The following is a 24,859-nucleotide window of genomic DNA, read 5'->3' on the forward strand; positions in this document are numbered from 1 at the left end:
GTCAGGAGTTCCTGATCTTCATCAGGGCCAGAAATTCGCGGAAAGGAACCGGCTTGGCGTACAGGAACCCTTGCGCCGTGTTGCACCCGTAGCGCATCAGCAGGTCCGCCTGCTGCTGCTCCTCCACGCCCTCCGCCACCACGGAGAGGTTCAGACTTCCCGCCATGAGAAGAATGGTCTGGACTATGAGCGCGTCGCTGGGATTGCTGCCCAGCTCGCGGACGAACGAGCGGTCTATTTTGAGCGTGCTGATGGGCAGCTTCTTCAGATAGAACAGTGAAGAGTGCCCGGTGCCGAAATCGTCAATGGACACGGAGAAGCCCATGTCCACCAGTCGCTGCAGGATGCGGGCGTTCTCGTCGATATCGTGCATGAGCACGGACTCGGTGACCTCGAACTCGATCCGGCCCGGAGAGACACTCGCGGACTCCACTATGGACCTAAGGCTGCCCAGCAGGTCCTCCTGCCGGAACTGGTTGGCCGAGAGGTTCACGGATACCCGGAAGCCTTCCGGGAAATTTCGCTCGGCCATGTCCGTGCAGACGGTTTCCAGCACCTGCTCGCCCAGTTGAACGATCATGCCCGTCTCCTCGGCCAGCGGGATGAACTCGCCGGGGCTGACCATGGTTCCGTCGGGCAGCGCCCAGCGCACCAAGGCTTCGGCGCCGACCACTCTTCCCGAACTCATGGCCACCTTGGGCTGATAATAGACCACGAATTCGCGCTTTCTGAGCGCATTGCGCAGCTTGCTCTCCAGTTCGAGACGGCGGGCGATGCGGTCGTCCATTTCCTTGGCGAAGAGGCTGTAATTGTCCTTGCCGGACTCTTTGGCCTGATACATGGCCATTTCCGCATTCCTGACCAGTGTCTCGGGGTCCTCGGCATCCTCCGGGAAGAGTGACATGCCCACGGACGTGGTGACGAAAACCTCGTGTCCGTTCATGTGGAACGGCTTCTGGAACTCCTCCAGAAGAGTCTGCGCCAGCCGGACCAGGTCGCGCTCGTTCACGTCATTGACCAGCAAGACGAACTCGTCCCCGCCGTAACGGGCCACCGTGTCGTCGGGATTTCCGAAGTGTCTGGCGCGGTCTCCGGCCTGCTGAAGCAGGATGTCGCCCACCGAATGGCCCAGCGAATCGTTGATGTTCTTGAAATTATCCAGATCGATGAACAGCAGCCCGACCCCGGTCCCCTCCCGGCGGGCATGGCGCATGGCCATGACCAGACGGTCCAGCAGCAGTTCGCGATTCGGCAGACCGGTCAGGGCGTCGTGGTACGCCTGCATGTAGAGCTGCTCTTCCTTGCGCTTGATGTCCGTCATGTCGTGGAACACGGAAACATAGTGGCGCACCTCGCCCTCGCTGTCGGTGATGGCGCTGATGCTCAGCAGCTCCGGGTATACCTCCCCGCTCTTGCGGCGGTTCCAGATCTCCCCGGCCCAGTGCCCCTGCTCGACAATCTTTTTCCACATCTCGACGTAGAACTCCGGCTTGTGCCGGTCCGACTTGAGGACGCTGGGGTTCTTGCCGAGCACTTCCTCCTCGCCATAACCGGTGATGGTGGTGAATGCAGGGTTGACGGCGATGATGGAGCCGTCGCGGTCCGTGATGCAGATGCCTTCAAGGGCGTTCTCGAAGACCTCTTCGAAAAGATGGCGCTGGAACGCCTCGAACTTGCGGTACTCCGTCTCCGCTTCGAGCTTTGAAACGGACAGGACAAGGGCCTCCATGAAGCGGTTGTAGCTCCGGGCCAGCCTGCCTATCTCGTCAGGGTGGTCGTCCCTGCTGCGAACGGAATAGTTGCCGTTCTCGGCCTCTTCCACGGCTTCGGTCAGTTCGTCGAGAGGATCGGTGATGGAGCCGGCCATGGCCAGCGACAGAGTGAGCACCAGCAGAAGCGTCACGGCGCAGATGCCGTAGGACAGTGTCCGCACGTCGTCGAGCGGCGCGTACACTTCATCCATATAACCGGAGGAGGCCACGATCCAGCCCATTTCCGGCATGTGCTTGAACATGGCGAACTTCTTGCGAGGCTCGGCATCGGGCGTGTCCTTCCACCAGTAATGAATGATGCCGTTGCGCTCGTTGATGATGGTCGACCCGATGTCCTTTCCGCGCTCGTCCACCAGCCCGGCTACCGTCTTGAGACCGTTTGGATGCAGCAGTACGTCGCCGTGGCGATCCACGACAAACGCATACCCACTCTCCCCGAAACGCAGGGACTCGAAGGTGTCTCGGAAATCGTCTATGGTGATGAGGTCGGAAAATTCATGCCTGTAGGCGCTGGCCGCGATGATCCAGTCCCACGGCGCAAAGTATTCCGCGTAAACCGCCTTCTGCATGGGCACGGGATCGTCCGGATTTCGCCAGTCGTATTCGGTGTACCCGCGCCGCACCTCGGTCAAATACCGCACGAACCCGAATTTGCTGGTATCCGTCTCCTCCACGCCTTCATGGGGGTGGACCACTGTGCGTCCGCTGCTGTCGAGACAGTAGATGTAGCCCGTCTGGCCGATGTGTTGGCTCAACAGGATGTCGCGGGCCCGCTTGCGGGCTTCTTCTTCGGTTATTTCACCGTCGAGCTGCCGCTGGTGCAGCCCCTTGAGTATCTGGCGGTTGTTTTCGGCCACGGCCCGCAAGTGGTTGCGCACCGAGACATCCACGGCGGCTTCCATCATGGAAACGAGCGTCCGGTTGGCGTTCCGGAGCTCTTCGTCGATGTCCTTCGTGATGACGCGGCTGACGAGCGTGTTGACCGCAAAGGCGGTGGCGAGCAGCGCCGCGGTCAGCAGTATCGTAAAGCCGAGAACGAGCCGCGTGCGGATTCTGACCGTACGCAGCGTGCGAGTGATAAATGCCATGCCTCAACCATTGGTTGTGTTCCGGGGCCGTCACCCCCCGAAAGCCCGTGTCAGCCGCCGATGGCAGCCATCTTCGTTGAGCAGACCCCTCCTTCGCGCTTGGCGGCAAGCAGATCGTGCCCGATGGGCTTGCTCTTGAGCGCGGCCCGGACGACCCGGATCACGTGCTCGTCTTCAAGCCTAGGATGCCTGAGGATTTTTCGCAAATGGAAAACCCTGTCGGAGAAGAGGCAGGTACGCAGGTCTCCTTCAGAGGTCAAGCGCAGCCGGTTGCAGGTGCCGCAAAAGTGATTGCTGTACGGAGAGATGACGCCTACGCGGCCCTTGCCCCGGGCCAACGCATACATGGTCGCTGGGCCGCGATGGCGCCCGGCAACGGGAACCAGCTTCTCGAGCGACCCCGCCTCGCGGACGATGTCGGCGGCCGTCCACACCGACCCTTCGCTCCATCCCGTGTCCTGCCCGATGGGCATGAACTCGATGAAGCGGACGTCCACCGGCCGCGTCCGGGCCAGCTCCATAAAGGCGGGCAGTTCGTCGTCATTGAAGCCGCGAACGCCCACCGCGTTGACTTTTACGGTCATCCCGGCATCCACGCAGGCGTCGATGTTGTCGCGAACCGTCCGAAACAGGTCACGTCCGGTCATGTGCCGGTACCGGTCCCGATCAAGCGTATCCAGGGAGATGTTCACGCGGGACAGGCCGGAGGTCGCCAGCCTGTCGACGTGCTTGCCGATGATGGTGGCGTTGGTGGTCACGGCGAGGGTCAGGTCCGGAAACCGCCTCCCGGCTTCCTCCACGAAATCCATGAAGCCCTTGCGGACAAACGGCTCGCCCCCGGTGAACCGGACCTTTTCGATGCCCAGCTCGCGGGCGATGCCCATGCACCTGAGGATTTCCTCATACCGCAGAATCCGCTCGTGAGGGATGAACACGCGCTCCTTGCTGGCGCAGTAGCGGCACAGCAGATTGCAGCGGTCGGTGACGCTGACCCGCATGTAGCTGGCCTTTCGGCCGTGGGCGTCCAGAAGTTTACCGGCCATGGCTCCTCGCTATTTGCCGAACGGGCACTTGGGGAAGGTGCAGGTGCGGCAGTTCAGACAGTATCCGCCTTCGGCCATGCGCGCCATGTCGCGGCGGGTGATGGTCAACCCGGCCAGAAGTCTCGGCAGCAGCAGGTCCAGGCTGGTGGTCTTGAAGAACAGGGCGCAGGCGGGAACCCCGAGCACCTGCGCGGATCCGATGCGGCCGGTGAGCGTCATGGCTCCCGGCAGGATGGGTGCTCCGTGCAGATAGTCGGTGAGCCCCGCATCGAGCAGCGCCGGGCGCGTCACGTCGTCCGGGTCCACGGAGAGCCCCGCAGTGGTCACGATGAGGTCGCACCCTTCGCTTATCATGCGGGTCACGGACGCGGCGATGGCCTTGCGGTCGTCCGGCACGATGTCCGAGGTCATGACCTCGCTGCCGAGTCGGGTGACCTTGCCGGAGACGATGGGGACGAACTTGTCCTCGATGAGCCCCTTGAAGACTTCGGTGCCGGTGACGAGGATGCCCACCCTGGCCCGGCGCAGGGGTTTGACCTCCAGAAGCGGCTCGCCGCCGAGCATTGAGACGGCCCGGCTGTAGTTCTCCCGGGAGATGTAGAGCGGGATGGCGCGGGTCCCGGCCACGCATTTGCCGCCCTGCACGAGGCTTTCGCCCTGTCTGGTGGCGCACATCACGTCCGGCACCAGATTGAACGCCTCGAGCTTGTCACGGTCGACGGTGAACAGGCCGTCGCAGGTGGCGGTGAAGTCGATTTTGCCCTCGGAGGGATCCTCCTCGAACCCGATGCCGTCACCGGCCATGCGCTGCGCAAACGCCTTGACCGCGGCATTCTCATGAATCCACTCTTCGCCCGGGTCCACGTCGTCCGTGAACACGCGGGACCGGCCCATGCGCTGAAGGCGACACACGTCGCCCGCGGTGATCTCCTGCCCCGCCTTGAACTCCGGCCCCTTTGTCTCGCCGGGGACGATCCGGGTCATGTCGTGCAGGGCGGATTTCCCGACCGCTTCCTCCACTTCCACGGCTTCGAGGTCCGGGGAGAGAAGCGGCGCGGAGCGCTGGTCCGTGGTCACGTAGGGGGCCTCGCCCTGACAGCCACGGCAGATGGCGCCGTCGTTGAGAGGGTAAGCCTCGCCGCAGGCCGGACAGAGGCCGATGGAGCGCATGTGCTTGTGGCCGAGCTTGTGCTCGGGGATGACGATCCTTTCCACCGAAGTGTAGGCGGGGCCCGCTTCCTTGATCTTGGCAAAGAGCAGGTCCGTGTCCTGATCCGCCTTGGCGGTCCGCTTCAGGAACCAGTCGGCGATTTCCGGCCACTCTTCGATCTTTTCGGTGTCGATGTACACGCGAACGCCTTCGCCGGTGTATTTGTCGAACATGGAGAGCGCGTATCGGCCGAGGTTGACCACACGCATCCAGCTGTTGCCGGTGCTGCACAGGGTCAGCAGCTGCACTGCGTCCGGCAGGCACTTGTGGGATTCCACGATGACCTCGAAGAGCGTGCCTTCGGGCATGTGGGATTTGGCTAGCTCCACCATGTAGCCGCCGATCAGCAGCCCCGGCGCGGGATAGCCGTGAAACTGGCGCGCCTTTTCCTTGAATTCCTCGAAAGTGTAATCGCCGATGTTCATTCGATCGTCAGTCCTTGTGAGATGATAATGGGCCCGAGGGCCTAGGCGAAGATTTCCCGCTTGCTCACGGCTTCGGCCTTGATGCGGTCCAACAGGTCCGACAACGCGGCCTTGACGTTTTCACGGATGTCGCCGGCAACGATGAGGAAAAGCACGTCATCGCCCGGCTCCATGCTCCCTTCGTTGGCATGACACACCACGCGCCAGATGCCTTCGCGCTGTTCGATTTCCTTGCGGATTTCTTCCATTTTATCCCTGTCGGGGGTAATTTCGATGGCTGCCACGTCCTGCCTGTCGTTGCGCGACCAGCCGCGCACCACGCCGTTGTGCACCAGCACCATGCCGACGTTTTCCCTGAATCCCGGTTCCGCCTTGAGGTCCTTGAGAGCCTTGGTGATATCCATGCATGCCTCCGGATGTTTTTTCAATTGGAAGGCACACAATAGTACCGGGCGGCAAGCGCCGCAAGCCCTGTTTCATATCCGCTAGGTTCTGCACCTGCGAAACGAAAAAAATCGATGCCCGAATATAATATGATGCGGCTATCCGCTGGGCTTATGGTGAGCATCAAGGGAGTCCGTGTGGACTTCCGGACATCAGGATTCCTCCCTCACGCCGCTCCGGGCAGAAAAGCCAGCCCGTCCGAATCGAGGCGTCCATCCGGCCAGGACGCCTGGGACCGAGGAAGGAAGAACCACCGGGAACCGCCGCCCAGCCCTCCAACATCAGCGGCGGGGAACGGCCTTTCAGAGTCCCGCCCCTTTCCCGGAGCGGTCAAAACAGCCGGACGATTCGGAAGCCCGTCCCGAATCGTCCGGCATCTTTCATTCATGAGACAGGGAAAATGAATTATATTCTTTCGAGGCGGTTGATCACTTCCAGCACGAGGTCCCTCGGCGTGGAGGCCCCCGCCGTGACTCCAACGACATTGTAATCGCCGATGTCGTCCACGGGCAGCTCGTCCACCGTCTCGACATGCAGGCACGGCTTGCCCTGATCGCGCACCACCTGAGCGAGCCTGCGGGTGTTGCCGCTGGAATAACCGCCGACGACCACCACGAAGTCCGCCTCTCTGGCAAGGTCCATGGCCTCGTGCTGGCGCAGCTTGGTCGCATCGCAGATGGTGTTGAGCACCGTCACCTCGACGCCTTCCATCGCCTGAAGACGCTTGGCGAGCGCCTCGAACTGATCCCTGTCCTGCGTGGTCTGCGCCGCCAGCACGTACTTCCTGTCCGGAGAAAAGTAGAACTCGTCCAGCATGGCGACCTCGTCGAAAACGAGCCCGCTGCCCCCGGCGTAGCTCACCAGCCCGCGAACTTCGGGGTGGTCGTCCTCGCCGTAGAGCAGCAGGAATTGCCCCTCCGCCGTGTGGCGGGCGATGAGCTTCTGAGCCTTTTTCACCTTGGGGCAGGTGGCGTCCACGATGTCCACGCCCCGATTCCTGAGCCCCTGCTCCACCTTCCGGGCGATGCCGTGCGCGCGAATGACCACGCGGCTGCCGTCCGGCACTTCGTCCGGCGACTCCGCGATGAGCACACCCTTCTTGGCGTAACGCTCCAGCACCTGCGGATTATGAATGATGGGGCCGAGGACGAAGACCGGTCCGGTCACGCCCTCTTCGATGATCCTGTCCAGCTTGGTGAGCGCCAGATCGACGCCCATGCAGAAGCCTGCCGTTTCGGCCAGTTTGACTTTCATGCCACCTCCCGTGCGCCTCTGAGTCGGAACCCAAGCGTGTAAACTCCATGGCCCCGTTTGGCAAGCACCACCGGACCGACCGTCTTGACACCCGCCCTGCGATGTGCTCTCAAGCGTCTGCAACGAATGTTTCAAACAAGGTGGTACGCCATGAACGGAAACAGCGACATCAGCACCAAGGAAGCCCTGCTGCTTGCAGCCGTGCGGGTTTTCGCCAGCAAGGGGTTCCGCGCCGCGACCGTGCGGGAGATCTGTCAGCTCGCCAACGCGAACGTGGCCGCGGTCAATTATCACTTCGGCAGCAAGGACGCGCTGTACGCCGCCGTGCTCGACCATACCTTCGATCTGGAGAAAACCGAGGCGCTTCGGGAGCGGTTCGGCGTGGCCGAGGACGCACCCGTCGAGGAGCGCATCGGCGCCTACATCCGCACCCACATTCACGAAATTTACGCCGACGAGGGCTGGAGCGGGGTTGCCTCCGACCACTGGGCCATTTTCCTTATGGAGATGGCATCCCCCAGCCCGCATCTGGACTCGCTGGTGCATGAGCACATTCAGGGCTACGCGGGCGACCTGCGTCAGCTCGTGAGCGAATATCTGGGCGTGGAACCCACCCACCGCAAGGTGCTGGACAGCTCCATGAGCATCTGGGCGCAGCTCTTCGACCCGCTGGTCATGATGCCCATCACCGACCGCTTCCGCCCGCCCCGTCCACGGGTTCAGGAATACCTCGACGATTTTGCCGACCACGTGGTCGCCTTCACGCTGGGTGGCCTCAGGGCGCTGAAAGAAACCATTTAACCGGGACCCCCGGAGCCCTCATGAAACGAGTCTGTCTGAGCAGGAAGACGCTGATACCGCTCCTCCTGATTCTTGCCGTCGTCGCCGGCGCGGCCTACGCCCTTCGCGGCGAGAAACCTCGGCCCCCCGAGGCGGAGAAAGCCGATCCGGGCGTGAACGTCACCGTGGAGACCGTCGTCCCCATGGACATCGTGGACACTCTGACCCTGCCCGGCCAGACCGAGGCGCGCCACGACGTGACCCTCTCCGCCGAACGCGGCGGCAGCGTCGAGTCCGTGGCCTTCACCGAGGGCGACGAAGTCTCGGCAGGGGACATCATCGCCAAGATCGACGTGTCCGCGCTCAGGGCCGTGCTCAACCGCGCGCAGGCCAGCTTCGAGCTCGCCGAAAAGACCGCGGACCGCAAGGCCAAGCTGCGCAAGCGAAAGGTCGTCTCCCACGAAGAGCTGGACAAGGCCAACACCGACCTGGCCCTGGCCCGCAACAATCTTCAGGAAGCGCGCGTCAATTTCCAGCAGGGCCTCGTCACCGCCACGGTGGGCGGCGTCATCAACGACCTCTACGTGGATCCGGGCGAGTACGTTCGCCCCGGCGATCCCGTGGTCAACGTCGTGGCCGTGGACACCATCCGCATCAATGTTGACGTACCGGAAATGGACGTCCGCTTCCTGTCCAAGGGCGACCCCGTGGAGGTGACCGTGGACGCCTACCCCGAACGCCGCTGGAAAGGCGTGGTGGACTTCGTGGCGTTCAAAGCCAACGCGGCCACCAAGACCTTCAAGGTGCGCGTGGTGGTGCCCAACTACGACAACAGCATCCGCCCCGGCATGCTTGCGCGCGCGTCGTTCGAGCGGCGCTCGCTGCAGGGCGTGACCACCGCCCCGCTCTTCGCCATTCTGGACAAGGGCGGCGAGCGGCTGGTGTTTGTGGAAAAGGACGGCAGGGCGCAGGCCCGCACCGTCAAGGTTGGTGTCATCAGCGGGGAGCGCGCCCGCATCCTCGAAGGGCTCGAACCGGGTGACCGGCTCATCGTCACAGGCCACACCGAGGTCGAGGAAGGCACCCGGGTGAACGTGCGATGATCATCAACGACCTTGCCCTGAGCCGTAAATCCACGGTTCTGGTCCTGCTGCTCTTCATCGTGGTGGCCGGGCTCTCCAGCTATGCCTCCCTGCCGCGCGAGGACTCCCCGGACATCAAGGTCCCCTACATCTTCGTGCAGACCTCTTACGAGGGCGTGGCGCCGGAGGACATGGAGAAGCTGGTGACCATCCCGCTGGAGCGAAAGCTCAAGGGCGTCTCCGGCCTCAAGGAGCTCAAGTCCATTTCGGACGACGGTATCTCCATGATCACCATCGAATTCACGCCCGACGTGGACGTGGACGACGCGCTGCAGAAGGTGCGCGACAAGGTGGATCAGGCCAAGCCGGACCTGCCGGACGAGCTGCCCGACGAGCCGGAAGTCCGGGAGCTGAACCTTTCCGAGCGGCCCATCATGAACGTGGTGCTCTCCGGTCCCTTCAGCCTGCGGCGGCTCAAGGTTTTTGCCGAGGATTTCGAGGACCGCATCGAATCCATCCCCGGCGTGCTCGACGCAGTGATCGTGGGTGGCCTTGAGCGCGAAATCCACGTGCTGTTCGACATGGACCGCGTGGCCTTCTACAAGATGCCGTTCTCCAAGCTGTTGGACTCGGTGCAGAAGGGCAACGTGAATATGCCCGGCGGGACCATGGACATCGGCAAGGGCCGCTACACCGTGCGCACGCCCGAAGATTTCCACCACCCCAATGAGATCGACAACATCGTGGCCTTCGTGCGCGACGGCAAGCCCGTCTACCTGCGCGACGTTGCCGAGATCGTGGACTCCTACAAGGACCCCACGGACAAGTCCCGGCTCGACGGCGAGGTCAGCGTCACCATTCAGGTCAAGAAGCGCGCGGGCGAGAATATCATCGAGATCAACGACACCGTGCGCGGCATCGTGAAGCAGATGCGCCACGACCTGCCGCCGGACCTGCACATTTCCCTGACTTCGGACACCAGCAAGGACATCCGCCGCATGGTGGCGGATCTGGAGAACAACATCATCTCCGGGCTGATCCTCGTGCTGGCGGTGGTCTTCGCCTTCATCGGCGGCCGCTCCGCCCTCTTCGTGTCCCTGTCCATTCCCATCTCCATGCTCATCACCTTCATCGCGCTGCAGGCGCTGGGCATCACCCTGAACATGGTGGTGCTCTTCTCGCTGATCCTCGCGCTGGGGATGCTCGTGGACAACGGCATAGTGGTGGTGGAGAACATCTACCGGCACATGCAGGAAGGCAAGAGCCGGGAAATGGCGGCGCAGCAAGCCACCGACGAGGTGGCATGGCCGGTCATCACCTCCACGCTGACCACTGTGGGCGCGTTCGCCCCCATGGTCTTCTGGCCCGGCATCATGGGCGAATTCATGTCCTTCCTGCCCAGGACGGTCATCATCGCCCTTGCGGGGTCGCTCTTCGTGGCGCTGGTCATCAACCCCGTGCTTTCGGCCCGGTTCCAGACCATCCGAAAGGCCGACCTTGAAGGCAGGCCGACCCGCATCGACCGGGCGCTGGAGCATCTGAAGCGGCTCTATCTGCCCATGCTCGAATGGGCGCTGGACAATCGCGTCAAGGTAGTGGGCGGCTCCTTCGTCCTGCTGGTGCTCATGACCGTGGCCTTCGGCATGCTCGGCAAGGGCGTGGAGTTCCTGCCGGAGACCGATCCCAAGCGTGCATGGATCAAGATCAAGGCTCCCGTCGGCACCAACCTCGACGCCTCCGACGAGATCGTGCGGCAGGTGGAAGCGGTGTGCGACGAATACCGGCCCGACGTGGAATACGTCATCGCCAACACCGGAAAGACCAGTCAGGCCGACGAGTTCGGCACCCACTGGAGCCAGGTGACGGTGGACTTCGTGGACATGCACGACCGCTCGCGCCCGTCCTCCGAAATTCTCACGGACATGCGCGACAGGCTGCGAAGCGAGATCCGCGGCGCGCAGATCATCGTGGACAAGGAGGAAAAGGGGCCGCCCACCGGCGCGCCCGTGAACATGGAGATCACCGGCCCGGACATGCGCGTGCTCGGAGAGCTGGCCTCCGAGGTCAGAAAGCGCATCAAGAACGTGCGGGGCCTCGTGGACCTCAAGGACAACTACGTTTCCGCCAAGCCGGAAATCCAGATACGCGTGGACAAGGAAAAGGCCGCCCTCATGGGACTCGACGCCCACACCGTGGCGTGGACCGTCAAAAGCGCGGTCAACGGCGCCAAGGTGGGCACCTACCGCGAGGGCAAGGACGAGTACGACATCATCGCCAAGCTCCCCGAGGCGGAGCGCAGCTCCATCGAGAGCCTGCGGCGGCTGACGGTCTCCGGACCGGAGGGCGACCCCATCCCCATCACCTCCGTGGCGCGCGCAGAAGTGACCCGCGGCCTCGGCGGCATCAACCGCAAGGACCAGAAGCGCGTGGTGACCATCGAGGGCGACGTGGACGGCCGCCTCGCCAACGACATCATCCGCGAGATAACCGAAGAACGACTGGCGGACATGCAGTGGCCGCGCGGCTACTCCTACCGCTTCACCGGAGAGCAGGAAGAGCAGAACAAGGCCGGGAGCTTCCTCGCCAAGGCCTTCGTCGCCACCATCTTCATCATCTTCCTCGTGCTGGTGACGCAGTTCAATTCCATGATCACGCCGTTCATCATCCTGACCTCGGTGCTGCTGTCCTTCATCGGCGTGTTCCTCGGCCTGCTGGTCACGGGGACGCCCTTCGGGGTCATCATGACCGGGGTCGGCGTGGTCAGCCTCGCCGGGGTCGTGGTCAACAACGCCATCGTGCTCATCGACTACTTCGAGCAGCTCAAGCGCTCCGGCATGAAGGTGCGCGACGCCCTCGTGGAAGCGGGCCTGACGCGCTTCCGGCCCGTACTGCTCACGGCCATCACCACGATACTGGGCCTGCTGCCCATGGCCACGGGCGTGAGCTTCGACTTCGTGAACTTCCGCTGGGACGTTGGCGGCGAGTCTTCCCAGTGGTGGGGCTCCATGGCTGTGGCCGTCATCTTCGGCCTTGCCGTGGCCACGCTGCTGACGCTGGTGGTGGTCCCGGTGCTCTGCTCCCTCAAGGAGAGCTTCGCCGAGCGCCGCCGCAGCCGCACCTAACTTGACCGGCCCGCGACACTGGCAGTATCCCTAGGGTGACGCATTCGTGCGTCACCCTTTTTCCCTTCGGAGGAACCATGGTCCGCCTGCTCGCCCTGCTCATCGCCCTGTGCCTGCCCGCAGGAGCATTCGCCGCCCCGGTGCTGCCGGTGACGGTTCTGGAGACCCTGCCGCACGATGCAACGGCATACACGCAGGGACTGCTCCGGTTCAAAGACGGATTTCTCGAGAGCACCGGGCATTACGGGGAGTCCTCTCTGCGCCGCCTGAACAAACGCGGGCGCGTGCTCTCCGTTTACAGGATGCCGGACGAGCTCTTTGCCGAAGGAATCGCGATGGCGGGAGAGAAACTGTTCATGCTCACATGGAAATCCGGACAGGTCTGGACCTTCGACCCGCACACTCTGAAACCATCCGGATGGCATAAACTCTCGGAACGCTTTTCGCGCAGGCAGGGATGGGGGCTCACGTTCGACGGCGAACGGCTGATCATGTCCGACGGCTCGGCGTGGGTGCACTTTCATGAGCCGGAAGGATTCGGACGCACCGGCAGCAGGCTGGTCCTCGACGAGGGCAGGCCGGTGCGGCGGCTCAACGAACTGGAGATGGTCAACGGCTGGCTGCTCGCCAACATCTGGAAGCTCGACGAGGTGGCAATCATCAATCCCGCCACCGGCATCGTGGCCGCCCGGCTGGATATCTCCCCCCTCAGAGAGCGCCTGAATGCCGGCGCAGAGGTTGCCAACGGCATCGCATGGGATGAAAGGGATGATGCGCTGTACGTCACCGGGAAGGACTGGAACGCCATGTTCCGCATCGCCCTTCCCGGCATACTGGTGAAGCCTCCCGAGGTTCGCTAGTTCTCGCCCTCGGCCTTAAAGGTTACGGCCATGTCTTCGAACTCGGTCCAGTCGCTTACGGCCTTGAACGCCCGCAGCAGGTGCTCGCCCGCTTCCGGGGAACACATGTCCATGCGCACGAGGCCGGTCCTGCTGAAGCTCTCCGCGGGGGTGGTCCGATCTTCGCGGCCCTCGGCCCTGATGGAGAGCTCCTCCACCCTGACGGCCTTGTCCCTGAAGTTCATGATCAGCCCGCTCCACGGCTTCAGACCCGCTTCCCGCGCCATACGGCTGGGCATGTACCGCACCAGCTTCATGCGCTTCAGCGCGTGCGCATTGAAATAGTACCGTCGCAGGGTCCATTTGTCGTCGCCCGGCCGAGCGAATGCATCAAGGATGAAATACTCGTTGCGCTCATTGTCCCACCCGAACATCTGACGATGCAGCTTGCCGTTGACCATACGGGCGTCCCGGCTGCAGGAAGTCTCCATGGCCTTCTGTTCCCACAGGAACTGCCGTTTGGCTTCCACGCCGAACTCCTCCAGCCCGTGAGCGCACACGCCCGCGGCCGAGATCAGAATCAATGCCATTGCCATACCCAATACCCGCATGAGGGGCCTCCTTGCGTTGCGCTGTCGCGCCAGGTGTCTTTGAAATGATATGGAGAAAAAGACTGAATCAGTTTGATTCGCCGCCGGGACGGAGCACGAACCATGCGCCGAGCAGCAGCATGGGCAGGCAGAGGAGCTGCCCCATGGTCAGCCACCCGAAGGCGATATAGCCCAGATGCGCGTCCGGCTCTCTGGCGAACTCCACGAGAAAACGAAACGCTCCGTAGCACAGCAGGAACATGCCGCCCACGCGTCCCGCCGCGCGGGGCTTCGATGAATACAGCCAGAGAATGACGAAGAGCGCCAGCCCTTCCAGCGCGGCTTCATAGAGCTGCGAGGCATGCCGGGGCTGCGGTCCGGCCTGAGGAAACACCACGCCCCACGGCCCGTCGGTGACGCGGCCCCAGAGCTCGGCGTTGATGAAGTTGCCCAGTCTGCCGAAGAACAGCCCCGGCGGGATGAGCGGGGCAACAAAGTCGCCCACTTCCAGCAGCGATTTGCCGTTTTTGCGCGCAAACAACCAGCATGCCGTGACCACGCCGAGCAGCCCCCCGTGAAAGGACATGCCGCCGTGCCACACCGCGAGAATCTCCAGCGGATCGGTCCAGATGATCTGGGGCTGGTAGAAAAGCACATAGCCGAGCCGCCCGCCGAGCACCACGCCGAGGATGGCCCACGTTACCAGGTCGTCCAGCTGCTCCGCGCTCCAGCCCCGCCACGCCTGCCGCGTGCGCAACCGTCCGAGATACCAGCCCGCGGCAAAGCCGAGCAGATACATGAGTCCGTACCAGCGAATGGCCAGTGGGCCCAGAGATATGGCGACGGGATCGAAACCCGGATGTATGAACACGAATCCCCCGGTGTTGACGTGAAAAACGGGACCGACCGAAGCGGCCGGTCCCGTTGTACGGTGGAGTCATGATTTCGTAAAGTCCCGCAGGAGGCTATTGTGCCCGAACCAGTCTGGTCATGCGGAGCAGCCCACCTGAGCCGCCGGTTTCCGGAGAATGGGCGGTGGCGTGAATGAACCGCGCCGTTACGGTGCCGTTGCCGGAAACGGATTCCACAAAGACCGCTGCCACCTGCGTCACGAAGATGGTGTTGCGTCCGGAGACGGGCGGCTGCGCCGGATCATAGAACGGAATCAGCACCACGCGGGGACTGTCCATGGGGTCCGGCTCGAAGCTGCCTTCGATGGAATTGGAGGCGTCGTCCCAGTAGGCATAGGGGTCCTGATCGACGAGGTCGCGCACGCCCTTGGTCACCGGCCCCTTGCTGTTGCCCGGCTCGAGCTGAAGTTCGTCTTCCGGTCCCACCGTGGCCTCGGCGTTGGAGCCTGTGCAGCCTATGATGTTCTCGTTGACCATGGACGCACCGGTCACCGGAGTACCCTTGTTCACCGGAGGCAGGTCGATGAGATTGTAATGGCTGGGAACGACGGTGTCATGAGGGTCACCCGGCTTGAGTTGGATCACCGTGCCGATGTCGCTTTCCGAATACCCCGTTACCTGCACGCTCGCCAGCTCCGCGGCGCTGTCGGTATCCAGCTGGCCGTTGGAGCGGTAGGGCGAGCCCACCGGCTCCGCTTCGTCGTCCCACGTATACTTGTCAGGCACGCTGAATGGCTTCACGCAGAGCGAGGAGCCGACCGGCACGATCCGCGCCCGGGAAACCACGGAGACGTCGGCCCAGTCCACGCCGAAGACGCGGGCAAAGGAGAGCTCCACGGGGTTGTTCCGGGCGGCGTTGCGGGTCACTCGCACCTCCACGGTGTCCGCGTCTTCGGTCACCACTACGCCGTCGCGCAGCAAGCGCACGTCCGCTGTGGTCACGGCGGAAGCGGGAACGTCGTCTTCGCGAAGGTTTCTGCGGGCGAACTCCACGGCTGCCTGTGCCACGGAGACCTGATCATCCCCGTACGAGAGCAGGGCGTCCGCCCCTGCCAGCGCGCCTGCGTCCGAAGCGCTCTGCATGTCGCTTCTGCGAAACTGCATGTGGGCGAGGTCCACCGCCAGAGCGGCCACCCCGGCCAGAGCCACGAGGGCCGCAGCCACGAGGATGCTTGTTATGCCCTGTTCTTCACGAACGAATCGTCTGATTATTTGCATGGCGTCCCTCCTTCTATTCCACCTTGGCGGTGGCCGAAGCCTCCGCCAGCGTGGAGAAAATGTCCTGCACCGGAAGGACGACCTGCCCGGAGGCGTCGTAGCTCAGGTTCACGTCGACCGCGTCGCCGTAGTCGCCCGCGGCCGCGGTCTGCACGGCCATGGTCAGCAGGGAAGGATCAAATCCCGCGGAACTCAGGGAGTCCACCACGGCCTGACGGGCGTCCTGCCCCCGCGAAGCCTGCACCGCACCTTCCCGCGCGGCGCGGTTGAGCGAGGTGTGCAGCGTGTACATCCGGTGGGCGTCCACCATGAACAGCAGCAGCGGGACCAGCACGAGGCTCGCAGCAAGGGCGAATTCCACGGTGCTGTTGCCCTTTCGGGTGTTGTTTCGTCTGTTCCTATCGTTCATGGCGCACCACCGCTGTTGCCGTTATCGTCCTGTTTTCCGCCAGTCCTTCTAGGACGGAACCCAGCGTGTAGAATTCGAACGGCACGCTTACCGTCACGCTCACGGGTTCCTCGGGGATCCGCTCGCTCACGACAACTTCCGGCGCGGACTCGATGCCGCCGCCCTGCACTTCGCCTTCCACCACCGACCAGATGTCGGCCTCGGTATATTCGTGCAGCATGGCGGCCCGGGCGCCCTGCGAAGCCGCGTCATTGACCACGTTGCGAGCCCAGCACCAGCGACCGATGTCGAACATGCCAAGCATGAGCACGAAAAAGAGAGGCAGGATGAATGCCATCTCCACGGCTGCCATGCCGGACTTGCTGCTTGTATGATTCTTCTTGCCAGTCATTGATCGGCCCTCGATTATAATTCTTGGTCACCCAATCAAAGCACCTTCCGTGCCAAAATTTTCCACACATGCAATGCGCCGATATGACATGTATTTTACGGAAAAAGACTTGCGCACGGCAAAACACCGAACCCACGATTCATGGATTTTCTACGGATCGTGGCCCGCAATCCACTTTCAGTAGACTGCCCCGTACTCCAATGTCCGTTCGGGATGTCGAAACGACAAAATTGGCGCTCCCCACTTTTCCAAATGCGCAGAATAATGTATCGTGGGGGAAAATTCCTAGGGAGGCATTCTAAATGAACAGTTACCGCTGCATCGTCAAAGGCAAGGTTCACGGTGGAAACTTTCAGGGCTGGGTTCAGAGGGAAGCCGAGCACCTCGGGCTGACCGGCTGGGTCCGCAACGTCAAGGACCGCGAAGCCGAGATTCTCGTTCAGGGCGACACCGAGAAGCTCAAGCAGTTCGAGCATCAGCTCCGGACCAAGGCACCCCTGCCCGAAGTGGACGAAATCCACTGCGACCCCTTCGACCACGACAAGACTTACGACCAATTCGAAATGCGGGGCTGATTCTCCCCGAGACTTTAAGGAACGGGCAGGGCCGTCGGGACCGATGTCCCGGCGGCCCGTTGCATTGCCGCCCCGGCAAGGCTATGATTCATGTGCCCGCCAACGCCAAACAACAGGTCCACATGGCTCGAAGAATCAGCATTTCGAACAAGCTCCTGCTCTGGTCCCTGCTTCTGGTGACCGTCTTTTTCGTCACGTCCGGCTGGCTCATTCTGCGTGTTTCGGAGAACACCGCCGCTGCTGAAGACCTCGTGGCCCGCAACCACGAGATCGGCGTCGCCGCAAGGCAGATGGCGGAACGGCTGGAGAGCGTGCAGGAGAACATCCGTCGCTTCACCCTGCTCGGCGCGGAAGAGGCCGTGGACTACGTGGTCGAAGATATCGACCGCTTCGGCGAAATTCTGCAGGACACCCTGAACGAACACCCCGAACTGAGCGAGGAGTGGGCCCCGCTGACCGAAGAGTTTTCGATAACCATCGATCAGGAAGGCCCGCCGGACAAGGCGCTGGAACCCAACCCCACCATCCGCAAGTGGCTCGGCGTGCTCAACGGGACGCTGGAACGCAACCGCTCCGAGATGCAGCGACGGCTGCGCGAACTGGAACGCTCCGGACGCGCGGCCATGCTCACCGGCATATGGGGTCTCGTGGTCTGCTTCATGCTCGGCACCGGCGGCAGCCTCTTTCTGGCATGGCGGCTCAACCGAAGCCTGCGGGAGATTCGCCGCGGCATCCGCGAGGTCCGCACCGGCGGCCTTCGCACACCCGTCCGCGTGGCCACGCGCGACGAACTGGCGGAGCTGGGCGCGGCCTTCAACCGCATGGGCGCCAGATTGCGTGCCGAGGAGCGCATGCGGGCCGAGTTCGTCTCCATGCTCAGCCACGAGATACGCACCCCCCTGACCACCATCCGCGAGTCCCTGAACATGATCCGCGAAGGCGTGTTCGGCGAAATCAACGAACGACAGGCCAAATTCATCGACATCTCCCAGCAGCAGGCGGGCAACCTCTCCGACCTGCTGGAGAAGCTCATGACCGTTTCCCGGCTGGAGTCCGGCCGACTGGACGTCTCCCCGAAGGCCGCGGACGGCGGCGCCCTGCTCGAGGAAGTGGCCGAGAGCCTGCTCCCGGCCGCCAGTCAGGCGGGAATCGAGCTGGAGGCGGACGTCTCCGCGCCCCGCCACCCCGTGCGCGCCGACGCCGAACGCATCCGGCAGGTGCTGACCAACCTCGGCGACAACGCCGTGAAATTCTCGCCCCCCGGCTCCCGCGTGGTGTTGAGCCTGCGTCCGTCCAACGGCGGCGCGGAATTCGCGGTGCAGGACCACGGCCCCGGCATCCCGGATGAGGAGCAGGAACTGGTTTTTGACAAGTACTACCGCTCCGAGGGCGTCCGGGAGCAGAAAAGCGGCGCGGGCCTCGGCCTCGCCATCTGCCGGAAGATCGTCGAGGCGCACGGCTCAACCCTGCACCTGCATTGCCCCGAGGGCGAAGGGTGCCGCTTCTCCTTTGTGCTGCCCCCCGCAATCAACGAACAGGAATAACCCATGACAGACACCCCGCTGATACTTGCCGTGGACGACGATGACGACATCCTCACCGTACTCGAAGCCAGACTTCAGAGCGCCGACTACGATGTGCTCACCGCCGACTGCGCGGAGACGGCCCTCGAAATGATCGCCGAGGAGCCGGTGGACCTGATCGTGTCCGACGTCAAGATGCCCGGCATGGGCGGCAAGGGCCTGCTGCACGAGGTCTCGCGCGGGTGGCCGCACATCCCGGTCATTCTGCTCACCGCCTACGGCAACGTGCCCGAGGCCGTGGACACCCTCAAGAACGGGGCGGCGGACTACCTCACAAAACCCTTCGACGGACTGGAGCTGGTCTCGCGCATCAACGCCGCGCTGGAGCAGCGCCCGCCCAAGGTTCCGAAGCCGTCGCGCCTGCCGCTGGAAGACTTCTGGGGCACCCAGAGCCCGGCCATGCAGGAGTTCGTCTCCCGTCTCGAGCGCGTGGCCGCCGCCGACGTCAGCGTGATGCTCCTGGGCGAGTCCGGCACCGGCAAGGAGCGCGTGGCGAGGCTCATCCACGACGGCAGCAAGCGTTCCGGCGGCCCCTTCGTGCCGGTGGACTGCGGCTCCACCCAGAGCACCCTGCTCGAGAGCGAGCTGTTCGGACACGTGCGCGGCGCGTTCACCAACGCGGTCAGGGACAAGCGCGGCCTCATCGAGGAAGCGGACGGCGGCACGCTCTTTCTGGACGAGATCGGCAACATCTCGCCCGAAATGCAGACGCGGCTGCTGCGGTTTCTTCAGGAGCGGACCATTCGCCGCGTTGGCGACACCACCGAGCGCAAGGTGGACTGCAGGGTGGTCGCCGCCACCAACGCCGATCTGCTGCGCATGGTTCACGAAGGCGACTTCCGGGAAGACCTGTACTTCCGGCTGAGGGTGGTCACGCTCGAGATTCCGCCGCTTCGCGAGCGCACCGAGGACATCCCCGAGCTGGCCGAGCGGTTCACCGCCATGTACTGCGACCGAATGGGGCGTCCGGCGGTACGCATCGGCTCCAGGACGCTCGAAAAGCTGCGCGTCCATCCGTGGCCGGGCAACATCCGCGAGCTCATGCACGCCATCGAGGGCGGCCTCGTGTTCTGCGACGGCGAGACCCTGCTGCCGGAGCACGTCCAGCTCACGCCGCCGGCGGCCGACAGCCGCGACTCCGGGCCGGAGCCGCTGTCGCTGGAGGAAAACGAGCGCCGCACCATCCTGCGCGCGCTGAACCAGTGCGGCTGGGTCAAGAAAAAGGCCGCCGAAAAACTCGGCATCAGCCGCCGGGCCATTCACTACAAGATCAACAAATACGAACTCGCTCCGGAACGGGAAAGCTAAAATACCCTGCTTGCGGGAGCGTGCGCGATTGGTGTAATGGTACTATCCGCAGACACGTCCCTTCGCGGCACGCCAAAGGAGTTTGAATGAGCAAACAGTCCGAAATCCTTCTCGAATCAGGAACCAACGAGCTTGAAATCGTTGAGTTTTACCTCGACGAGGAGCCTAAGATCGAAGGCGGCAACCCCGTCCGGCTCTTTTACGGCATCAACGTCGCCAAGGTTCTGGAGATCATCCGACTCCCGGATCTGACCGAAATGCCGGAGATTTCCCATCCCTCGGTCCTTGGCGCGTTCAACCTCCGCAACCAGATCATTCCGCTGATCGACCTTGCCCTGTGGCTCAAGAAGCCCCGGGCCGCCAGCGCCGAGCCCAAGGTCATCGTCACCGAATTCAACCGCATGCGCAGCGCGTTTCTCGTCTCCGGGGTCACGCGCATCCACCGCATCAACTGGCGCGAGGTGGAGGCCCCCACCAAGTACGTGTCCTCGCTTACGGCCAACTCCATCACCGGCGTGGTCAAGATGGACAATCGCATCGTGTTCATCCTCGACATGGAAAAGATCTGCGCCGACCTCAACCCCGAAGCCGACTTCCTGCGCGAGCCGGAAACCAACGACGTGGAGGAAATCCAGAGCAAGCACTACAAGCTGCTGCTCGCGGACGACTCCAACATGGCACGCAAGATGATCTCCGGGATTCTTCGGAAGGCGGGCTACGAGGTGACGCTCGCGGAAAACGGCGAGCAGGCATGGGCCCAGCTCGACAGGATGCGCAGGCAGGCCGCCGAGGAGGGACGCCCGGTAAAGGACTTCGTGGACGCGGTGGTCAGCGACGTCGAGATGCCCGTCATGGACGGACACAACCTTACCAGACGCATCAAGGATGACCCCGTCCTGCGGGAGCTGCCCGTGGTACTCTGCTCCTCCATCATAACCGAGACGCTCCAGCACAAGGGAGAGGCCGTCGGTGCGGACGATCAGGTCTCCAAGGCGGAACTGGGCAACCTCATCTCATCCCTGAAGCGCTTCCTGCCCGTCTAGCCGCTCAAGGATACCTAATGGAGGGGACATGAAAAACAGAACCATCGAAAAATACTATTCTTTCCTCTCCAAGTCTTTCCCGGTCCTGTGCGCGACGGGCGGCCTGCGCTATCTGCCCGCCGCCCGCGACGCGACAGGACGCTTTGACCTGCTTGAAGATTTTTCCCCCAAGGCACTCAAAAAGATCACCGAAAAGATTCGCCGTTTTCGCGACGATTTCCGCGCCATGGCCACCCGCTCCGAAGGCTGGGACAAGGCGCGTGCCCGCGCTCTGGCCCTGAACGCCGACGGGCTGCTGCTCGAACTGACCGCCAACGAGCCGTGGAAGCGCTCCCCGGCCCTGTATCTCAAGACGGCGTTCGACGGCATCCGTCACGCGCTTGAGAAGCCCTGCGAGTCGCCGCGCAAGCTCAATTCCCGACTCGCCAAGCGGCTCAAGGCGGTTCCGGGACTACTGGCCTCCTCGCAGGAGCATCTGGACGCGGTGACCACGGTCTCGCGCGCCACTGCACAGACCATGACCCGCGACTGCGCCCGCTACATCAACACCATCGCCACGGAACCGCCCTTCCCGTCGGAGCCGAAGCTCCGCGGCCTGCTTGACGGCTGTCTGGAGGCGCTGCGGGAGTTCGACCGCTTCGTGATCACCCGTCCGCAGGTGACGCAGGCGCAGGGGCCGCCGCTGGAAGACGTTCTGCGCTACGGCCTCGGCACCGACGCATCGGTGGAAGACATCCGCATCATTGCAGAAAAGCAATGGAAAAAAAGTCTCGAAACCCTGAGCGAGATCGCCTCTGAATTTTTCCCGGGCGAGAACTGGCAGGGAGTGCTGGACGGGCTTCGCCCCGAGGACATTCCGGCCCCGCGCGAAGCCTTCGGCGAAAGCATGGAGGAGCTTCGCGGCATCCTCTCGGGCAAGGCCTTCCCCGGCATGCTCCGGGACCGCGGACTCGAGGTCCGCACGCCGCCGCCCTACGCCATGTCCCTGTCTCTGACCGCCTTCTACGAGCCGCCGGGAACCCGCTCGGGCGATCCGGCCATCCTGTTCGTCCACCCCGAGGCGTTCGCCGTCTCCGACCACGGCAACACGAAGCACCGCCGGGCCGCGCTGGAGTACCGGCACATCGCCGCCGGCCTCGGCTATCCCGGCAGCCACCTGCTCGAAACGGTCAAGCTCTCGCTGGACGACCCCGTACTGGGGCAGGTCCGCAACCCGCTCTCATCGTGGGGTTGGCGCACCTTTGCGGAGTCCATTCCCGAACGGCTCGGGCTGATGGACGACCCGATCCAGCGGCTGTTGCTGCACCGGCGGCTTCTCAGGCGCGCGGCCAGCGCCTTCATCGAGACTTCGCTGCACGGCGGCAGCCTCGATCAGGACCACTGCGTCTCCATGCTGACGCAGGCCGGGTACGGTGAGGAGGAGTCGCTGCGCGTGCTGCGCAACATGATGCTGGAGCCGGGGGAACGCATCGCCTCGGTGCTCGGGCGCTTCCAGCTCGAACGGCTTTACGAGCGCTACGCCGACGGCGACCTGGCCTACTTCTGCCGGACTGTTCTGGAGTGCGGGGAGGCACCGTTCGATCTCGCGGAGGCGGCGCTCAGGACCGGGACGTTCAAAAGCGGCTGAGGCCCGTCTGTGTCGGCATTCCGCCGTTGCCCTGCATGAAGGCCGCGTCGTCCACGCCGAACCGGTCGGCCTGACGCTCGATGCTTTCCACGTTCTCCACGAAGAAATCCACCAGCCGCATGTCCAGCTTTCCGCTCTCGGCCTCCAGCCGCAGGATGCGCACGGCTTCCGCTGTGGTCATGGCAGGCTTGTAGTGGCGCTCCTGCGTCACGGCGTCGAAAACGTCCACCACGGCCAGAAGCCTGCTCTGAAAGAGAATGTCCCCGCCGCGCAGACCGTCCGGGTAGCCCGAACCGTCGAGCCTCTCATGGTGCTGACGAATGATATTCAGCAGATTGGGGAATCCACGCCCCAGAGGGATGTGATTCAGGATTCGCTCGGATTCCGCTGAATGGCGCTCGATTTCACTGCGCTCGGACTCCGTGAGGTTGCCGTAAGGCAGCGTCAGACAGGCGCACTCGTCGCTGTAGAGCAACGGAAGCTCACGGCTCTCGCTGCGGCGGCACATCTCTCCCAGCTTTTCGACCAGTTCAAGCTGCTCGGCTGAAGGCGTCATGGCCTGATTCAATTCATTGAGGCGCCTGAACACGTCTTCGCGGTCGAACTCCCCGTATTCGTCGAACAGCTCCATACGCGCGCGGATGATGTCCATGGTCTTGGCGGGCAGCCGGGAGTCCTTGGTGAGCACCTCCTCGCGAATGCCGATCTTGCCCACGTCGTGGAGGATACCGGCATAATAGACCTCGCGGATTTCGTGCTCGGCCAGCGCGATATCCGGGAAATCCCGCGTGTCGCGGCCGACCTCGCGGGCAAAGGCCGCTGCCAGCTGCGCCACTCTGCGGGAGTGTCCCGCAGTGAAAGGGTCCCGCGAGTCGATGGCTTCGGCGAGGGCCTGCAGCATGGCATCCATGAGGATCTGCGTCTCCTCGAAGTGGAACGCGTTGCTCAGGGAGGTTCCCGCCACCGAGGCCATGGTGGCCAGATGCTTGCGATGCGCCGCCTGAAAGACTCCGGTCTCGCTGGAGGCCAGAATCAGCATCCCCTCGCAGCGGTTGGGAGAGACCAGCGGCACGGCCATGAGCGACCCTATTGAGGAAAGGGAGACATCCCAGCGCTCGTCATGGGCAAGATCGTTGATGATCTCCGGGCGGGCCTTGCCTATGACGTCGCTGAAGAGCGTCGAGCCGCGCAGCGTTTTGAGGTCCGCCCACGAGAGCCTGCCGAAGGAGCGCACCGCGCCCCGCATGTCCTTGCCCGGGTTGTTCAGAAAAATGGCGCAGGATTCGCCGGGCAGCGACTCGCGGCGGCACTCGTTGAGCAGGGCCCGCACCACGTCGTTGAGTCTGAGCGAGGTGTTGAACCGGGGGACGGAGCGATGCAGCAGCGCTAGCTCGCGATATTTGTTGAGGGCCTCGTCCGCAAGGGAGCGGCGGGCCAGTTCGAGTTCCACGAGCTGGGTCAGGGATTCAAGCGCCAGCTCCAGAACGGCCGCGGCGTTTTCCGGGGGAAAAGCTCCCGGCTGGCAGAGCATGCACAGCCCGGCCGGGGCTTCGGCCTCGAAGGTGAGAACGCTGGAGTCCGCGGGGTCGGGCGGGGGAGCCCCCTGCGGCACCACACACTGCGCGTCTCCGTTACGGGAAACGGAGAGGACGCCGTCGCCCAGGCTCTGACGTGCTTTTTCAAGCAGCCGCCGCACGGGCACGGTACGCAGAAATTTGGCAATGTGCGTCATGCGGTCGCTCCCGAAGCTAGACTCCGAGCATCTCCTTGGAGACCCCGAGAATCTCGTCGGGATCGAACGGCTTGGTCATATACCGGACGGCGCCGAGCTCCAGCCCCTGCCGCCGGTCCACCTCCTGCCCCTTTGCGGTGAGCAGAACGATCTTGACGTTTTCCAACCCCTCTTCGCCCTGAACGGTGCGGCAGACTTCATACCCATTCATGCGAGGCATCATGATATCAAGGAAAACAAGGTCGGGACGATGGCTTCGGATCAGCTCCAGCCCCTCCTCTCCGTCCGACGCGGTGTAAAGCTCCACGCCGAAGTCGTCTTCCAATTCCTCGAGCGTCTGCTCGAGGAGCATCTTGATGTGGACTTCATCATCCACAATCAGAATCTTTTTGCCCATCAGGAACCCCTTGAGT

The 24,859-nt window shown here is 63.3% G+C and carries 21 protein-coding genes; 9 read left to right on the forward strand and 12 right to left on the reverse strand.

Annotated elements, in window-relative coordinates; translation table 11 throughout:
* Position 1: 1 nt before the first annotated feature.
* The 5 genes from BR24_RS11890 to ispH form a co-directional block, all read right to left on the reverse strand.
* Positions 2-2,860, reverse strand: coding sequence for a bifunctional diguanylate cyclase/phosphodiesterase (locus BR24_RS11890; protein ID WP_496541696.1), 2,859 nt, complete (start codon positions 2,858-2,860; stop codon positions 2-4).
* 50 nt (positions 2,861-2,910) lie between these two features.
* Positions 2,911-3,903, reverse strand: a complete 993-nt coding sequence (moaA, locus tag BR24_RS11895) for a GTP 3',8-cyclase MoaA (protein ID WP_496541697.1) — start codon at positions 3,901-3,903, stop codon at positions 2,911-2,913.
* Between the two features lie 9 nt (positions 3,904-3,912).
* Positions 3,913-5,538 carry an FmdE family protein gene (locus tag BR24_RS11900; RefSeq protein ID WP_496541698.1) on the reverse strand — a complete coding sequence of 542 codons (1,626 nt, stop codon included), beginning with the start codon at positions 5,536-5,538 and terminating at the stop codon, positions 3,913-3,915.
* A gap of 41 nt (positions 5,539-5,579) precedes the next feature.
* The gene (locus BR24_RS11905) at positions 5,580-5,942 is read right to left on the reverse strand and encodes a molybdenum cofactor biosynthesis protein MoaE (RefSeq protein ID WP_496541699.1); all 363 of its coding nucleotides are present in this window, start codon (positions 5,940-5,942) and stop codon (positions 5,580-5,582) included.
* 445 nt (positions 5,943-6,387) lie between these two features.
* Positions 6,388-7,236: a 4-hydroxy-3-methylbut-2-enyl diphosphate reductase gene (gene ispH, locus BR24_RS11910; protein ID WP_496541700.1), complete on the reverse strand. Its 849-nt coding sequence runs from the start codon at positions 7,234-7,236 to the stop codon at positions 6,388-6,390.
* Positions 7,237-7,386: 150 nt separating this feature from the next.
* Between ispH and BR24_RS11915 the strand changes: the two genes are divergently transcribed.
* From BR24_RS11915 to BR24_RS11930, 4 genes are all read left to right on the forward strand, one after another.
* Positions 7,387-8,037, forward strand: a complete 651-nt coding sequence (locus BR24_RS11915; protein ID WP_496541701.1) for a TetR/AcrR family transcriptional regulator — start codon at positions 7,387-7,389, stop codon at positions 8,035-8,037.
* 20 nt (positions 8,038-8,057) lie between these two features.
* The gene (locus BR24_RS11920; RefSeq protein WP_496541702.1) at positions 8,058-9,119 is read left to right on the forward strand and encodes an efflux RND transporter periplasmic adaptor subunit; all 1,062 of its coding nucleotides are present in this window, start codon (positions 8,058-8,060) and stop codon (positions 9,117-9,119) included.
* Positions 9,116-12,220, forward strand: coding sequence for an efflux RND transporter permease subunit (locus BR24_RS11925; protein WP_496541703.1), 3,105 nt, complete (start codon positions 9,116-9,118; stop codon positions 12,218-12,220). Before BR24_RS11920 ends, BR24_RS11925 begins: the two co-directional genes overlap by 4 nt.
* Before the next feature lie 77 nt (positions 12,221-12,297).
* On the forward strand, positions 12,298-13,080 hold the full coding sequence (locus BR24_RS11930) for a glutaminyl-peptide cyclotransferase (RefSeq protein ID WP_496541704.1): 783 nt from the start codon (positions 12,298-12,300) through the stop codon (positions 13,078-13,080).
* Here the strand turns inward: BR24_RS11930 and BR24_RS11935 are convergent.
* From BR24_RS11935 to BR24_RS11955, 5 genes are all read right to left on the reverse strand, one after another.
* A complete protein-coding gene (locus tag BR24_RS11935; RefSeq protein WP_496541705.1) occupies positions 13,077-13,670 on the reverse strand; it encodes a hypothetical protein in 594 nt (197 codons plus the stop codon). The two genes, BR24_RS11930 and BR24_RS11935, sit on opposite strands and share 4 nt — an antisense overlap.
* Positions 13,671-13,737: 67 nt before the next feature.
* Entirely contained in the window at positions 13,738-14,520 is a 783-nt protein-coding gene (lgt, locus tag BR24_RS11940; protein ID WP_496541706.1) for a prolipoprotein diacylglyceryl transferase, read from the reverse strand.
* A gap of 94 nt (positions 14,521-14,614) precedes the next feature.
* Positions 14,615-15,778 (reverse strand): pilus assembly protein TadG-related protein, encoded by a 1,164-nt coding sequence (locus tag BR24_RS11945; protein ID WP_496541707.1) that lies wholly within the window; start codon positions 15,776-15,778, stop codon positions 14,615-14,617.
* Positions 15,779-15,791: 13 nt separating this feature from the next.
* Positions 15,792-16,187, reverse strand: a complete 396-nt coding sequence (locus tag BR24_RS11950; RefSeq protein ID WP_496541708.1) for a TadE/TadG family type IV pilus assembly protein — start codon at positions 16,185-16,187, stop codon at positions 15,792-15,794.
* Complete coding sequence (locus BR24_RS11955; protein ID WP_496541709.1) at positions 16,177-16,578, reverse strand: TadE/TadG family type IV pilus assembly protein; 402 nt, start codon at positions 16,576-16,578, stop codon at positions 16,177-16,179. Before BR24_RS11955 ends, BR24_RS11950 begins: the two co-directional genes overlap by 11 nt.
* A gap of 302 nt (positions 16,579-16,880) precedes the next feature.
* Between BR24_RS11955 and BR24_RS11960 the strand changes: the two genes are divergently transcribed.
* The 5 genes from BR24_RS11960 to BR24_RS11980 all read left to right on the forward strand — a co-directional run bounded on the left by BR24_RS11960 (position 16,881) and on the right by BR24_RS11980 (position 22,714).
* Complete coding sequence (locus tag BR24_RS11960; RefSeq protein ID WP_496541710.1) at positions 16,881-17,153, forward strand: acylphosphatase; 273 nt, start codon at positions 16,881-16,883, stop codon at positions 17,151-17,153.
* Between the two features lie 122 nt (positions 17,154-17,275).
* Entirely contained in the window at positions 17,276-18,697 is a 1,422-nt protein-coding gene (locus BR24_RS11965; RefSeq protein WP_496541711.1) for a sensor histidine kinase, read from the forward strand.
* Between the two features lie 3 nt (positions 18,698-18,700).
* A complete protein-coding gene (locus BR24_RS11970; protein ID WP_496541712.1) occupies positions 18,701-20,044 on the forward strand; it encodes a sigma-54-dependent transcriptional regulator in 1,344 nt (447 codons plus the stop codon).
* Positions 20,045-20,130: 86 nt separating this feature from the next.
* Positions 20,131-21,087, forward strand: coding sequence for a chemotaxis protein (locus tag BR24_RS11975; RefSeq protein ID WP_496541713.1), 957 nt, complete (start codon positions 20,131-20,133; stop codon positions 21,085-21,087).
* Positions 21,088-21,115: 28 nt separating this feature from the next.
* A complete protein-coding gene (locus tag BR24_RS11980) occupies positions 21,116-22,714 on the forward strand; it encodes a DUF885 family protein (protein WP_496541714.1) in 1,599 nt (532 codons plus the stop codon).
* Here BR24_RS11980 and BR24_RS11985 read toward each other — a convergent pair.
* The gene (locus tag BR24_RS11985; RefSeq protein ID WP_496541715.1) at positions 22,701-24,446 is read right to left on the reverse strand and encodes an HD domain-containing phosphohydrolase; all 1,746 of its coding nucleotides are present in this window, start codon (positions 24,444-24,446) and stop codon (positions 22,701-22,703) included. The two genes, BR24_RS11980 and BR24_RS11985, sit on opposite strands and share 14 nt — an antisense overlap.
* 16 nt (positions 24,447-24,462) lie before the next feature.
* Entirely contained in the window at positions 24,463-24,843 is a 381-nt protein-coding gene (locus tag BR24_RS11990) for a response regulator transcription factor (protein WP_496541716.1), read from the reverse strand.
* Positions 24,844-24,859 lie beyond the last annotated feature (16 nt).

The organism is Pseudodesulfovibrio halophilus DSM 5663 (assembly GCF_059568665.1).